At 51.9% G+C, this 13,808-nt stretch carries 17 protein-coding genes; 8 read left to right on the top strand and 9 right to left on the bottom strand.

What is annotated here, in order from left to right:
• Positions 1-36: 36 nt before the first annotated feature.
• Positions 37-315, top strand: a complete 279-nt coding sequence (locus tag IYN85_RS11500) for a DUF1330 domain-containing protein (RefSeq protein ID WP_196159022.1) — start codon at positions 37-39, stop codon at positions 313-315.
• Here IYN85_RS11500 and rsmB read toward each other — a convergent pair whose 3' ends face one another.
• From rsmB to def, 3 genes are read right to left on the bottom strand one after another with little or no spacing between them, the layout of a single operon-like run.
• Positions 316-1,602: a 16S rRNA (cytosine(967)-C(5))-methyltransferase RsmB gene (gene rsmB, locus IYN85_RS11495; RefSeq protein ID WP_196159021.1), complete on the bottom strand. Its 1,287-nt coding sequence runs from the start codon at positions 1,600-1,602 to the stop codon at positions 316-318. It lies immediately after the preceding gene.
• 3 nt (positions 1,603-1,605) lie between these two features.
• Positions 1,606-2,547: a methionyl-tRNA formyltransferase gene (gene fmt / locus IYN85_RS11490; RefSeq protein WP_196159020.1), complete on the bottom strand. Its 942-nt coding sequence runs from the start codon at positions 2,545-2,547 to the stop codon at positions 1,606-1,608.
• 3 nt (positions 2,548-2,550) lie between these two features.
• On the bottom strand, positions 2,551-3,057 hold the full coding sequence (gene def, locus IYN85_RS11485; protein ID WP_196159019.1) for a peptide deformylase: 507 nt from the start codon (positions 3,055-3,057) through the stop codon (positions 2,551-2,553).
• A 324-nt stretch (positions 3,058-3,381) separates the two neighbouring features.
• Here def and IYN85_RS11480 point away from each other — a divergent pair, with 324 nt between their 5' ends.
• The 4 genes from IYN85_RS11480 (at position 3,382) to hemF (ending at position 7,271) form a co-directional block, all read left to right on the top strand.
• A complete protein-coding gene (locus IYN85_RS11480; protein ID WP_196159018.1) occupies positions 3,382-4,458 on the top strand; it encodes a LysM peptidoglycan-binding domain-containing protein in 1,077 nt (358 codons plus the stop codon).
• A 169-nt stretch (positions 4,459-4,627) separates the two neighbouring features.
• Positions 4,628-5,728: a DNA-processing protein DprA gene (gene dprA / locus IYN85_RS11475; RefSeq protein ID WP_196159017.1), complete on the top strand. Its 1,101-nt coding sequence runs from the start codon at positions 4,628-4,630 to the stop codon at positions 5,726-5,728.
• A gap of 51 nt (positions 5,729-5,779) precedes the next feature.
• The gene (locus IYN85_RS11470; protein WP_196159016.1) at positions 5,780-6,337 is read left to right on the top strand and encodes an L-threonylcarbamoyladenylate synthase; all 558 of its coding nucleotides are present in this window, start codon (positions 5,780-5,782) and stop codon (positions 6,335-6,337) included.
• A 19-nt stretch (positions 6,338-6,356) separates the two neighbouring features.
• Entirely contained in the window at positions 6,357-7,271 is a 915-nt protein-coding gene (gene hemF, locus IYN85_RS11465; protein ID WP_196159015.1) for an oxygen-dependent coproporphyrinogen oxidase, read from the top strand.
• A 53-nt stretch (positions 7,272-7,324) separates the two neighbouring features.
• On the opposite strand, the gene IYN85_RS11460 is transcribed toward hemF, so the two are convergent.
• Entirely contained in the window at positions 7,325-7,702 is a 378-nt protein-coding gene (locus IYN85_RS11460) for a glutaredoxin domain-containing protein (RefSeq protein WP_196159014.1), read from the bottom strand.
• Positions 7,703-7,776: 74 nt separating this feature from the next.
• Positions 7,777-8,412: a DsbA family protein gene (locus tag IYN85_RS11455; RefSeq protein ID WP_230390679.1), complete on the bottom strand. Its 636-nt coding sequence runs from the start codon at positions 8,410-8,412 to the stop codon at positions 7,777-7,779.
• Positions 8,413-8,484: 72 nt separating this feature from the next.
• Between IYN85_RS11455 and IYN85_RS11450 the strand changes: the two genes are divergently transcribed.
• A complete protein-coding gene (locus IYN85_RS11450) occupies positions 8,485-9,102 on the top strand; it encodes a lecithin retinol acyltransferase family protein (protein ID WP_196159013.1) in 618 nt (205 codons plus the stop codon).
• A 144-nt stretch (positions 9,103-9,246) separates the two neighbouring features.
• On the top strand, positions 9,247-10,032 hold the full coding sequence (gene amrB / locus IYN85_RS11445) for an AmmeMemoRadiSam system protein B (protein ID WP_196159012.1): 786 nt from the start codon (positions 9,247-9,249) through the stop codon (positions 10,030-10,032).
• A 17-nt stretch (positions 10,033-10,049) separates the two neighbouring features.
• Here the strand turns inward: amrB and IYN85_RS11440 are convergent, their stop codons facing one another.
• From IYN85_RS11440 to trxA, 4 genes are all read right to left on the bottom strand, one after another.
• A complete protein-coding gene (locus IYN85_RS11440; RefSeq protein WP_196159011.1) occupies positions 10,050-10,574 on the bottom strand; it encodes a 2'-5' RNA ligase family protein in 525 nt (174 codons plus the stop codon).
• Entirely contained in the window at positions 10,571-11,032 is a 462-nt protein-coding gene (locus IYN85_RS11435) for a globin family protein (protein ID WP_196159010.1), read from the bottom strand. Before IYN85_RS11435 ends, IYN85_RS11440 begins: the two co-directional genes overlap by 4 nt.
• Positions 11,033-11,228: 196 nt before the next feature.
• A complete protein-coding gene (locus tag IYN85_RS11430; protein WP_196159009.1) occupies positions 11,229-12,020 on the bottom strand; it encodes a DUF4922 domain-containing protein in 792 nt (263 codons plus the stop codon).
• Between the two features lie 66 nt (positions 12,021-12,086).
• Positions 12,087-12,455: a thioredoxin gene (gene trxA / locus IYN85_RS11425; protein WP_196159008.1), complete on the bottom strand. Its 369-nt coding sequence runs from the start codon at positions 12,453-12,455 to the stop codon at positions 12,087-12,089.
• 165 nt (positions 12,456-12,620) lie between these two features.
• Here trxA and IYN85_RS11420 point away from each other — a divergent pair, with 165 nt between their 5' ends.
• Complete coding sequence (locus IYN85_RS11420) at positions 12,621-13,799, top strand: hypothetical protein (protein ID WP_196159007.1); 1,179 nt, start codon at positions 12,621-12,623, stop codon at positions 13,797-13,799.
• Positions 13,800-13,808: the final 9 nt, after the last annotated feature.

Below are 13,808 nucleotides of genomic sequence, written 5' to 3'. Positions count from 1 at the left end.
ACATAACCTGAACGCAACTTAAAGAGGAGACCCACTATGAGCGCCTTACTGATTGTTTCATTTAACTTAAAAAATCCAGAAAAAATGCAACAGTACGCCACAGCTGTGGCACCATTACTGGCAGAACACAAAGCTGAGTTAGTGGTAAAGGGAGAAGCCCTATTGCTGAGCGGTTCATCGCAATATGGCATGAGGACCGTTATCTCATTTGAGTCGCGAGACTCTGCGCTAGCCTGGTATAAATCTGACGCCTATCAGAGATTGATTCCTATCAGAGATCAGGCTATCGACGCGCAATTTACACTCATTGGTTAATTATATAGCCTGCTTGCGTAACATAGCGTAATAGAAGCCATCGTGTCCGCCTTCCTGCGGTAGCCATTGAATCCCATGCTCAGTGTCGACATCGGGCGGTAGGTCAACCTCCAATGCGATAACGTCACTGTGATGTGCCAGAAAATTCTCGATCTGTTCACTGTTTTCGTCAGGCAGAATTGAACAGGTCGCGTAGAGCAATCGACCGCCGGGTTTCAATGTCTGCCACAGTTGCGATAACAGTTTTTTCTGCACTTGTGAGAGCTGCTTGATGTCAGCGGACTTGCGTAACAATTTAATATCCGGGTGACGGCGAATCACACCGGTTCCGGAACAGGGTGCATCTAACAAAATGGCGTCGAATGGCTCACCGTCCCACCAGCTGTCCAGTTCGGCAGCATCTGCGGCGACCAGTTTCGCCGATTGCTGAATCCGGGTCAGGTTTTCAGCAACCCGGCTCAAGCGTTTTTCATCGACGTCCAACGCTGTCATATCAATGTTGGCGCTTTCAAGCAGGTGGCCAGTCTTCCCGCCCGGCGCGGCACAGGCATCCAACACCCGTTCGCCGTCCTTCACATTCAGCAACCGAGCGCACATTTGCGCCGCTTCATCCTGAACGGAAACGTCCCCCTGTTCAAAGCCAGGGAGCGCAAAAACCGGGGCAGGTGAAACCAAGGTGGCACCAACCGCCGAATGAGCTGTTGCCTGTGCAACAATCCCTTCTGCGTCAGCTTTCGCCAACCAAGCCTCTCGGCTCAGGTGCTTTGCGTTCACGCGCAATGTCATCGGCCCCTGGACATTCGACTGGCGGCATATGTCAGAATAGTGTTCAGGCCACGCCTGTCGCAGTCGCTTATTGAGCCACCCAGGGAAGGATTCCGTGCGGCGCAGATCCGCCAGCAGGGCGTCTCGCTCACGCTGAAATCGCCTTAAACTGGCATTCACCAAATTCTTTGCCCAGGTTCGTTTGGCGGCCAACGTTGCTTCAACGGTTTCATTAATCGCCGCATGCTCCGCAACGTCCAAATGCCACAACTGATACAAACCTACGGCCAGTAACATGTGCACAAGCCGTTCTTTGGCCTTGATCGGTTTGGCAACCATGGCCTGAATCAACTCGTCCAGAGCGAAATAGTAACGGGTGCTGCCGTAAACCAACTGCTGCAGAAAAGCTTGCTGATCGGGCTCGATGTCGGCTAAGGCCCGGGGTAATTCGTCACTCAGAGAACGGCCTTCATCGACCACATTCAGCAGAATTTCAGCCGCAGCCAGACGTACATTTTTCATGGTTTATCCAAAAGTAGGGTGGGCTTCAAACTGATCGCGGCGAGCATTGAGAATATCGGCAACGGCCATGGCTTTTTTACCCGGCAATTGTAATGTAGTCACTAACAAAACACCGTCTGCGGTGGCCACTTCAAACCCCTGTTGACTCATACCGACAATGCTACCCGGCTCAGCAGTCGTGCTGGCTTCCGACACCTGTGCGTGATGCACGCGCACGTTGTCGCCTTGCCATTGCGTATAGGCACCTGGCCAGGGGGTTAAGCCACGGACCTGACGGTCAATCTCTTGGGCTGAAAGCTGCCAGTCAATTAACCCTTCAGCCTTATCCAGCTTGTGAGCGTAGTTTGCCAGGCTATCATCCTGTTTAACTGGCCGGGCGGTGCCCTGCTCAAGCTGGTCCAGAGCCTGCAACAAAGCCGGGCCTCCCACCTCGATGAGTCGGTCGTGCAGTTTTTCGCTAGTATCGTCCTGATGAATCGGACAGGTGGCCGTCACCAACATGTCACCGGTATCCAGACCCGCATCCATTTGCATGATGGTCACGCCCGTTTCCGTGTCGCCAGCCAACAAGGCCCTATGAATAGGCGCTGCACCACGCCAACGGGGCAACAAGGAGGCATGCACGTTTACGCAACCGAGGCGTGGCGTATCAAGCACCACTTGCGGCAAAATCAGGCCATACGCAACAACGACCATCAAATCGGCGTTTAACGCCTGCAGTTCCGCCACAGCTTCGTCAGATTTGAAGTTCAGCGGTTGAAAAACCGGAATGTCATGCGCCTGCGCCAGTGCCTTTACGGGCGACGCCGTCAGTTTGCGGCCGCGGCCTGCTGGACGATCCGGTTGACTGTAAACAGCAATCACCTTGTGCTCACTACCCAGCAATGAACGCAGGTGTTCAGCGGCAAAGTCCGGGGTTCCGGCAAATACGATGTTCAATGACATTGTTTATCGCGCCGCCATTTTATGCTGCTTTTCCAACTTCTTTTTGATTCGGGTGCGCTTCAGGCCAGACAGGTAATCGACAAACAGTTTTCCGTCGAGGTGGTCGATCTCATGCTGAATACAGATGGCAAACAGATCCGTTGCCTCAAATTCAATCGCCTCGCCGTCTTTATTCAACGCACGAACATGAATGCGGTCGGAGCGATCGACTTTTTCATAAAATCCTGGGACTGACAGGCAACCTTCCTGATACTCCACGACCTCACCCAGAACATCGTATTCCGGGTTGATCAAAACATGTGGCTCATTCTGATCTTCAGACACATCAACCACGATCAGACGAATATGGCGGTCGATCTGACTGGCCGCCAGACCGATTCCAGGCGCCTCATACATGGTTTCCAGCATGTCTTCGGCCAATTTACGAATTTCGTCGTCGACTTTTTCGACCGGTTTGGCAACGGTGCGCAAACGCGGGTCGGGGTATTCCAGTATATCGAGTATTGCCATAACTTATTGATTCACCAACATTTATTAAAAAAACACACCTTAACCGACGCTCATTGGAATGTTACACAGTTAACATTTTCCGAATTTATCTATTTAGATTTGGCTTTAAGGTGTTGCGCTAAGCGATTGACTGCTAAACTAAAAGTGTTCACTCTTGTCACTTGGATCTGTCTATTCAGGGTTTCAAATGCCACTGCGTTCTGCCTCGGTTTAACCCGGTAACGCCAGCCATGCTTTGAAAACAGCGCTGAACAGATCAATCTATTTCAAGAGTACTGACTAAGCTTAGTGCCTACAAAGCCAAATTGTATAGGGAATCTGGCCATGAGGAAAATCATCGCAGCTATTATTATCTGCTGTGCGACCATGGGACTCGCCGTGGCCGACGAATTAACCATCAATAAAAACGTGCCTGACCGGTATGTCGTCGTCAAGGGTGACACGCTGTGGGACATTGCTGAAATGTTTCTCAACGATCCGTGGAAATGGCAAGAGATCTGGTACAACAACCCTCAAGTCGAAAACCCTCATTTGATCTACCCGGGCGATATCATCGCGCTGATCATGGTCGATGGGCAGCAACGGTTAACGGTTCTGGATCGTGGCGAAAACGCCAACACACTGAAAATCACGCCCGATCAAGTCGATGAAAACGGTGTGGTGAAACTGCGCCCAGCCGCTCGTGTCACCCCCATTTTTGGAGCGATTCCTGCTATTCCCCGCGAATATGTTGAAGGATTCTTAACGGGCAACCGCATATTAGCCACAGAAGAACTGAAATCTGCGCCGTATATCGTCAGTGGTAGTGAAGGTCGCTTATTGTTAGGTGCTGGCGACAAGGTCTACGCTCGTGGCGAATTCATATCGGAATCCCCGGTTTACCAGATTTATCGAATTGGTAAGAAATACCACGATCCATTTACCAAAGAACGATTGGGTTATGAAGCGATCGAACTCGGCACTAGCCGTATCGAAGAGCTGCAGGGTGATATCGCCACCTTCATGATCGAACGTTCAACGCAGCAGATCGCGGTGGAAGACCGGATTCTGCCGTCCGACGAGACTTTGCTGTCCGCCATATTCTACCCAAGTGAGCCACCCGCCGGTGTTGACGGCGTCATCATCGACGTTGCCCGAGGTGTTCAGTTTATCGGCCAATTCGATGTGGTGCTGCTGAATGTCGGTGATCGCGAAGGCGTTGAAGCAGGTAATATCTTCCGTGTTGACCGCGCTGGCGATAAAGTCCGCGACCCGGTCACCAATCAACGCCTGCAGTTACCCAGCGAAGAAGGCGGCCTGGTGATTGTGTTCCGCACGTTCGAGAAAATGTCCTACGCACTGGTTCTGACTGCAAAGCTGCCAATGAAAGTCGGTGATTCCGTCGTGAACCCTGGCTTCTAAAGGCTGAGAAACACAATAGAAAGGGAGCTTCGGCTCCCTTTTTTGTTGTGCTGATCACAAAATCAATCAACGTACGAGCAAAACGCTCACGTTTTTCCCTCGCAGTTTGTATAGTCTAACGCGACCTGAAGGAATCAGGTCACCTCATTAGTGACATGAAGGACATGACATGCAGACCGACCTCCTCGCCTGGTTACGTTGGGTATTGATTCCCAATCTTGGCCTGAAGCGCAGCCATCAGCTATTGAACCTTATCGACTCTCCTCAGGCGCTGTTTTTGCATCCGGATCGCTGGCCACTGCCAGATTCGATCAAACAAACCATACGGGAAATGAATCTGCTGGGCGAGCAACACCCTATCCACCGACGAGCCGTGGAGCAGTGCCGCTGGGCCGAAGCCGATCAACATCACCTGATCTTACCGATGGATGACCACTACCCGGAAAAGCTGACCTACATCGAAGACGCGCCGTTAATTCTTTGGGGCGTTGGCGATCCGACCCTGCTCAGCAATACCCAGGTGGGCATCGTGGGCAGCCGACATGCCAGCCACAACGCGTTGCGACATACAAAAGCCATCAGCCGAGACTTGGCACTTGCAGGGGTTACCCTGACCAGCGGCGGTGCCAAAGGCGTGGATGCGGCCTGCCATCAGGCCGCGGTCGATCAGCAGGGAACGACAATCGCGGTTTTAGGCTGCGGTGTGGATGTGATCTACCCGAAAATAAACCGAACTCTATTTTCCGATATTCGTCAGCAAGGACTACTACTGTCTGAATACCCGCTGGGCACCCAACCCAAACCCGGACACTTCCCCCGACGCAACCGATTAATCAGCGCGCTATCGGATATTGTCGTGGTCATCGAAGCGGCCACACAAAGCGGCTCGTTGATAACCGCCGCGCATGCGCTTGACCAGGGCAAGGATATTTTTGCCATGCCCGGGGATATCGGCAATCCCAATTGCGCTGGCTGCCATCAGCTCATCCGCGACGGCGCTTACATCCTGACCAGCGCTGACGACTTATTACAGCACCTGAACTGGCGCGCAGATGCCCACGCGAATCGAACTAACAACAGCGCTCCGGAATTAACACCCGTGCAGCAACAGATAGTGAAGGTACTGCAATGCGATCAATTGCCGTTGGACAGTCTGGCTCATCAGCTCAATCTGGCTGTGCATCAACTGCTGGAACCGATTTTGGAACTGGAGCTAAGCGGTTTGATTGAACAGCAACCAGGTGGCTATACACTTTGCGACATTGCCTGAACGAGCCACACTCGCTAACCTTGCCAACATTCAACAACCATAATGTCGTTTATGAAGTATTCTCAATCTTCTCGTGTTGCCGCCTCCATTGTGATGGACGGCGGTGTTATTGCCTATCCCACCGAAGGCGTCTTCGGGTTGGGATGCGACCCCTTTAACGCCGACGCGGTTGGCCGCATTTTGGCGATCAAAAAACGGCCGGTCGACAAAGGCTTAATCATTATTGCCCACAATGTCGCACAGATCCGGCCCTATCTGGCAGCGCTGTCGGATAGCCAGTGGCAGACACTGGAAGCCTCCTGGCCTGGGCCAAACACCTGGGTGATACCGCATAACGGCTCACTGCCCGACTGGGTCACTGGCGGACGACCGACGATCGCGGTACGGGTGACTGCGCATCCTGTCGCCGCTGCATTATGTGCAGCATTGCCCTTTCCATTGGTGTCGACCAGCGCCAACCGATCAGGTCGCCCTGCCTTGCATAACCGTCTGCAGGTACAGCAACAAATGGCCGATGAAGTCGACTTCGTTGTCGGCGGGCGTGTACAAACACCGGGACAGGCCAGTCAGATTACCGATTTACTCACCGGCCAACACTTCCGTTTATAAATTATCCACAGGACTTCCGATGTCAGACTTTCAATTCGATATAGACCCCGTCAAACAGTATTTATTGGGGTTGCAAGACGCCATCTGCACCGGCCTGGAAACCGCCGACGGTCAGGCAACGTTCAAGGAAGAAAGCTGGCAACGACCTGGTGGTGGCGGTGGTCGCTCCCGCATCATCGAAAACGGGGCGCTACTGGAAAAGGGGGGGGTCGGTTTCTCCCATGTGATGGGCGACCAGCTACCACCAAGTGCGACGGCCAACCGCCCTGAACTGGCCGGTGCCCGTTGGCAAGCAATGGGCGTGTCTCTGGTCATGCACCCGGAAAACCCTTTTGTACCAACCTCACACATGAATGTACGTTTATTTGTGGCCGAAAAAGAGGGCATGGATCCAGTCTGGTGGTTTGGTGGTGGCTATGATCTGACACCCTATTATGGCTTTGATGAAGATTGCGTTCACTGGCATCAAACCGCGAAGCAAGCGTGTGACCCGTTTGGTGAGACCGTCTACCGGGATTACAAACAATGGTGCGACGAATATTTTTACTTAAAACACCGGGATGAACCGCGTGGTGTAGGCGGCATTTTTTATGACGATCTGAATAAATGGGACTTTGATACCAGCTTTGGCTTCATGCAAAGCATCGGAAACTCCTACTTGCCTGCCTATCTGCCGATTGTCGAAAAACGGCGCGCTCTGCCCTGGACGCAGGCCAACCGGGATTGGCAGGAATACCGGCGTGGACGCTATGTCGAATTCAATCTGGTGTTCGACCGGGGCACAATCTTTGGACTGCAATCTGGCGGCCGCACAGAATCGATCCTGATGAGTTTACCGCCGCACGTGCAATGGAAGTACAACTACCAACCGGAACCCGGCACCGCAGAAGCGAAGCTGACAGACTATTACCTGACCAACCGGGATTGGGTTTAATTTCGCGCGCAACGGCCTGTTTTAGCCACGGGCCGTCGCTTTTTTCGTGCGGTTTAGCCTTGCGCTGCTAACGCATCGTGCAGGCTTGACGCATCACCACTATCAAACAAAGCCTTTAAATCACTGTGTCCACCAACCAGGGTTCCTGCGACAAAGATCTGTGGGAAGGTTTGAAGTCCTGTCCACATTTTAATCGCCAACCGTTCACGCCACATTGAAAAATAACTGCCATATTCCAGATATTCGTAAGCGACGCCTTTTTCATCGAGCAGTTTCCGGGCAGCCTTAACTACAGGGTTCTGGCGCATGCCCACCACCACAACTGGATGTTCCGCGATGGCTTTTTTCACTTCGTTAACCAATGTTTGGTCTCCACCTAACTTGTCATGAATGGCTGGGTGAATGTGTTCTGTTTCTAAAATGGGACGCATGAGAGGTTCCTGTAACGGGATATGGACGACGCAAAGGATATGCAGCCAAACCTACTAACTTCAATACAGCCCTTTTAAATAGTGACTTCTGGCAACCCGAGAATGCTATCGACCTGCCGCAAAGCGCCCCGGTAGTCTTTGTAATCCAGCGAGATTTCGTACGCGGTTTGCTCGTGCACCAGCACCATGGAAGGGAAACCCTGTATCGGTAACCGGCGAGCGAAATCAATCTCCTGCTCAAAGGCTTTGTTTAGTGCTGCTGATACCAGGTCATCGGTAAATTTCCTGGCATCCAGTCCGATTTCTTCCGCCAGTTGAACCAACGTAGAGACATCCGATGGGTTCAATGCCCGCAGGTAATAGCCTTCTTGAATCGCGTCTATCATCGGCCGTTCGGCCTGCTGCCAGCGCGCGGCAAGCACGGCTCTACATGCCGGATAGGTCGATCGGCGCGGCGTGTTCAGAGTCCAGAAATCGAAGTTAAAGGGCACACCCAGCAGGCTATGAATCTCTTGCCAATAGCCGCGGATAGCCTCTTGCTGCGCCACAGGCATCGGTTCATCGCTGTCCGGGGCCAGCCCACCGACCCGATATTCAACTGGAACCCGTTTCGCTAATTCGGCTTCAAACAGCCGCCAAACCGGGCGATGCCCCCAGCACCAGCTGCACATGGGATCGTGTACGTAAATGAACCGGCTATCTGTTTTCATGACGACTGACCTATGCGTTTATGCTCATTACAGACTACATTACAGGGACGAAGTTCTGAACGGGATCGTCCAATGGCCTCATATCGACTCAACAGCGACGAATTACCGCTGCCTGGAGACCACCTGTGGGTCCACAAACGCGGCTACACACACCATGGTCTGTATCTGGGTGAAAATGACCAGGGAGAGCCTTTAGTGGCTCACTACGCCGGCTGGGTCGACCGTTTTGAAGGTGGGCCGTTAGAAATTACCGATCTGGACCTGTTTAGCGGCGGTAAAACCATCCATGTCCGGGACTACCCCGATCGTCAGTACTCCCGAGAAGACAGCGTGCTCAGAGTCCTGAACCGACTGGGCGAAGAAGAATACGATGTGCACACTAACAACTGCGAACATCTGTGTCATTGGGCCATTATGGGCGACCACCGCTCAAAACAGGTTGAATGGGTTGATACCTTGCTCGGCGCTATTCACCCTGGGCTCGAAGCGGCCAGTAAAGGACTGAGCACGGTCCGTCAACCGCGTCACACATCAACCCTGCAAAAACGCAAAGTCATCAACGACATCGCCCGTGACCTTGCCGTGGATTGGGGTTTAAAATCTGCAGCTCGCTGGGCGGCCGGACCTGTCGGTGTTGCGGTTTATGTCGGGTATCGGGTGTCGAAGCAACTCTGGCGCAACCGCCGTTAAGTGCCTTGCATCACGAAAGAGGTACAAAGTCTGATCTACAACAAAAGGCTAATAACCCGGCTGATTATTGTTTGACCTGAGGCAATATTGTGAGTTGCCACTACGCATAGGCTTTGCTGACGTTCCCCGGTAAAGAGACTACCTATGATTATTCGGCCCCCTGCCGTTGCCGGCACTTTATACGACGCCGACACTCAACGTCTGCTTGCCCAAGTTGAGTCCTGGCTTGAAAATCCGGCTGGCAAAATTATTCCCAAACCTCCGAAAGCGTTGATTGTGCCGCATTCGGGATACCACTATTCCGGCGAAACCGCGGCCAGTGCGTTTCGCTTACTGGAGCCGGTTTATGACACCATTCATCGGGTCGTGCTTCTCGGTACCTCGCACCGAGAGAGCTTTGAAGGCATTGCGCTCCCCGGTACCGATGTCTTCCGCACGCCCTTAGGTGACGTCAAAGTCGATGCCCACTCCGTACAGATTCTGTTAAAAAACCAATTAGTACATGAATTACCGGAAACTCATCGCCTGGAACACAGTATCGAAGTGCAACTGCCTTTCCTGCAAACCGCGCTGGAAAACTTTACCCTGGTTCCATTGATTGTCGGCAACTGCGATCCGAAAGCGTTAGCCGATGTCTTAACTGCACTCTGGGGCAGCGATGAAACACTGTTTGTGATCAGTACCGGTTTAAGCCGCAAATTACCATACGACCAAGCTGTCGCTCAGGATGCTACATCGGCAGAACAGATTCGCAAGTGCGTACCGGAATTCAAGTACGATCAAGCCTGTGGTTACAGTGCTCTGAATGGTTTTCTGACGCTGGCGAAATCGAAACAACTCGACTCAAAGTGTTTGAGCCTCACCACCTCGGCGGATAAAAACGGCAGAAAGGACAACGTCCGAGGCTTCGGCTCATTTGCGTTCTATTGACGCCGGTTGAGAATCGGTTAATGGGTTTTAGTCGCCCAACGATGCACGGCGTGATACCGAACGCCGTCATCGTCTACCAGCGATTCCAACAACACAACGTCGCTAAATGTCACAATGAGTTCAATATCACCCGACAAATGATGCGGGCAATTTCTTGCTAACGTAATGTGCGGAATGAAGTTAGGGTGACGCGCCGAACTGGGAATAAAAAACTCAAGAGAATTGGCCAGATGCGTCATTTCATAAGGTGTGTTCCAGCCACTGAGATACAACACCCCAGCGCGAAAATGACTGACCCGATTGATTTGCCACTGAAATGGCAATAGTCCCAAATCCATTTGCTCACTGGCGTATTCAATGATGTCCGGAATGTCCTGTCGCGGCTTGGGTCCGATAAACGCCAGCGTGACATGAAAATTTTCAGGTACTACCCATGCTGCCCCGTGGTCGGGAAGTTGATCTAGCCGCCACTGATGAATGAAATTTTTTGCATGATCGGGGAGCGGCAATGCAAAAAACAAACGAGCATTGGCTTGATTCATGAGCGTTGATAGTGACGAGTATTCTTATAAGTGCTCGCATCGAAATTACTGTAAGCATGACTGCGCATGACATCAGCAATGGTTTTATACACCGCTATCCACGCCTGTTTCAGTTCGGGCGTAAAGGCATCACCCAAGCCTGTTTTCAAGGTGTACAACAACGCATTACCGACGGGCGTGTAATCGTCGATTTTTACGCCATAGCCCTTGTGGCGTTCGGCAAGTTTTTGCAGTACGCCAACCAAGCCATCGATATCATCCAGACTTTTCACCGCCACTTTTAAAGTGGCCATTAACACCTTGCCCTGCTCAACCATCGGTTTTTTAAACAGCCCTTTCAACGCTGGATCGTATTCAAAGAGTTTCTTGTAAAAAATGTCTGCGGCGGTGTCGGCGATGGGCAGTACTTTCTCGAAACTCTGCTGTACCAACATTTTCTGACGAGCGGTAATGGTCATAGGGTCACCTGCGAACCGGAGATAGTTTGAAATTGAGTCTAGTCCGGAAATTTCACCATGTCGCTCTAAATATCATTGCATCCCAGTACAGGCATGAAATTCAGATAAATAGACTTCAGTGACACTTTGCGACCAAACTTCACTGAATCGCGAGGTAGGCACTGCGGTCAACGTGCAGGGTCGTGAACAGCTGACGCTATGGCGCAAAACAGACTTGCTGCAATATCTGCATAGGCCCCAATTCCCGGATGACACGTCGCTCAGTTTCATTTTTGGCTAACAACGCACCGGCAAAGCCCAGACTGTTCACCGAAATCTCGTGTGCCGATTCCTGCTTTCTCGGGATGACCAGCATCCACTGTCGGGTCATCAGCAAGTTATAAGGCTGCCAGGCAAACTCCAGCTTCAACCAAGCGTCAAGCAACGTTTCCGGTTCATAATCCGGCAACCAGTAAAGCCGATGTTCAAAAGGGAAAATCTGCCCATGCTGATGCTGTTGGCACGCATCGATGATGGTCTGAATGGGCAGACAGCCGGCGCCCATGTCGCGGGGAACAATTTGAAAGTGACGGTGTCGCTGCGAAGCCCCGGCGACTTCGCCTCCGTTATAGAAAACCAGTCCGTCGGCTTGTGCCAACACACGATGAACTGCCGCAAAGTCGTTCAGCTGCAGTTGATCCGTTTGCGCCACAAATGCGTTGGTGATAATCAAACCATGAACGGGCAGAACATTGAATTTATTGAGTACCAATTGATGATGGTGACCAATAGGGCCTACCAGCAACTCAGGTTCCGGCGGAAAGAATGGATTGTCTTTTTTTGGTGATTGACTGGCGCGGATTTTCTCAATCAAACCCGGTGCGTAGCGCACGACAAAGGGAACACCCTGTTCTTCGATAATCTCGATATCACAAGGAATCGATACCAAATGACCACTGCGTTGCGCGGTCGCAGCGAGTTGAATCATGTCTTGCCACAATTCGTTCATGACGAAAATCTGCCGAGTTAAGTTCCCGGCAGTTTAACACGAGAGCAACGCAGTGCGACGGGAAGCTTATCCGGCTTTTTGTTTTGCGGCGATCTCAGCGCGAACCTGATCCATATCCAGTTCACGGGCTTTTTGCAGAATTTCATCGATACCGGCGCCGGGCAATACACCGGCTTGATTAAACAGCAGCACACCCTCACGGAAGATCATCGTGGTTGGGATGGAGCGAATTCCCAAAGAACCAGCCAATGCCTGTTCGGCTTCCGTATCCACTTTACCGAAAATAACGTCTTCATTCGCAGTACTGGCCTTTTCAAAAATCGGTCCAAAGGTTTTACAAGGACCACACCAACTGGCCCAGAAATCGAGTATGACTATTTTGTCGCCTTGTATGGTCGATTCAAAGTTGCTTTCGGTGATGGTGATGGTCGACATGAGCGTGCCCTCTGGAAACTGGAATACCAAAATATTAGCAAACACTTATATAAAGGCAAGCTAATATTTAGTTTCCGCCCGAAGTCTAATTCCGTCTGAAACCTGTTCGATAACCGTTTTATGATCGCGATTCTGAGAATCGACACGTCAACAAGGATCAGCGCCGTGCGGAATACACTACTCACCCTCAGCTTAATCGTCAGCGCAGCTCTACTGACCATGGTTGCGCTGTTAGCAACCGCTCACAAACCATCGTCAATGCAAGCAGACAAGTCCGTCGTTGCTCAGGAAACCCAGGCGCAGAAAACGTATGTTGCCGCAGACGTTGAACCAGTTCCATCCGTGTTGGCAAACGATCTTAAAGACCAGACCCAATTCCGGATTCTCGATATCCGCGAGCTGGCGCAGCTGACCGAAGCGCAATTGAGCGCATATCTGATGCAACTGCATCAACACGTCTTAGGCACAGAGCACTCGATATACATCCATTCGGCTACGTTTACGCGGCAGTTTGAACAAGCACAACGCATCGATCAGATCGACAACCTTGAGTTGCAAACGTTAATCACCGCATTGTCTTTGGCGCCCAAGTCCACCCTCGATTTCTACCTGGCCCTACCCAGTAACGACCAACCCGAGGAAGATCTCTTTTTCAATTTTCTGATGTGGGAATATCCCAACACGAACCAGGTCATCAGCCAGGCCCTTAACGAGGGCGTACCGGTATCGCCGTCGGCTTGGATTCTGCTGGGCGAAAGCGGTGGCTACGAAAATATTGCGGATGGGTTACGCCAGTCCATGGTGACGGGGCTCGCACAAGGTGATACCTCGATGTATTTTTACCTGACTCAAGCGCATTGGACAGCCGACATCGGCGCTCACGAATGGGTATCGCTGTTTATGGCAGCCGACCCTGGGGACCTGAGTTTCGATATTGATATCGTCATGCGGGTTTTGGCTCTGGATCTGCCGGAAACCTATGCGCAACTGGCTGCCTTTGTGGAATTTCATCCCATGCGCTATCGCATTTATCAGGCACTGAAACGCAATGCCTCGATTGATCTGCAACCAACCCTGGATCGATTGACTGAAAAGCTGCCGGGTATGGAACCGGATCAGCAACTGCTGGCGGGATTAATATGCGCCCAGACCGGACGCAAGTCGGCACTGCAATTTGTGTTGCAACACCCAGACACTTTCGCAAACGCGGGAGCGGATCTGAATGTGAAACGCATAGCTCTGCGCTTGGTGAATCTGCCTGCGGATACCGAAGACGGACTGGCCTGGACATTGGCGAATCTGGACCGATTGCGCTTCAACCCTACCAGTCAACGTTTTGAATGAGCGCGCACC

Source organism: Reinekea sp. G2M2-21, assembly GCF_015687175.1.
In the GTDB taxonomy this organism is placed as follows: domain Bacteria; phylum Pseudomonadota; class Gammaproteobacteria; order Pseudomonadales; family Natronospirillaceae; genus Reinekea.
This window is presented reverse-complemented; position numbering and strand designations above follow the sequence as displayed.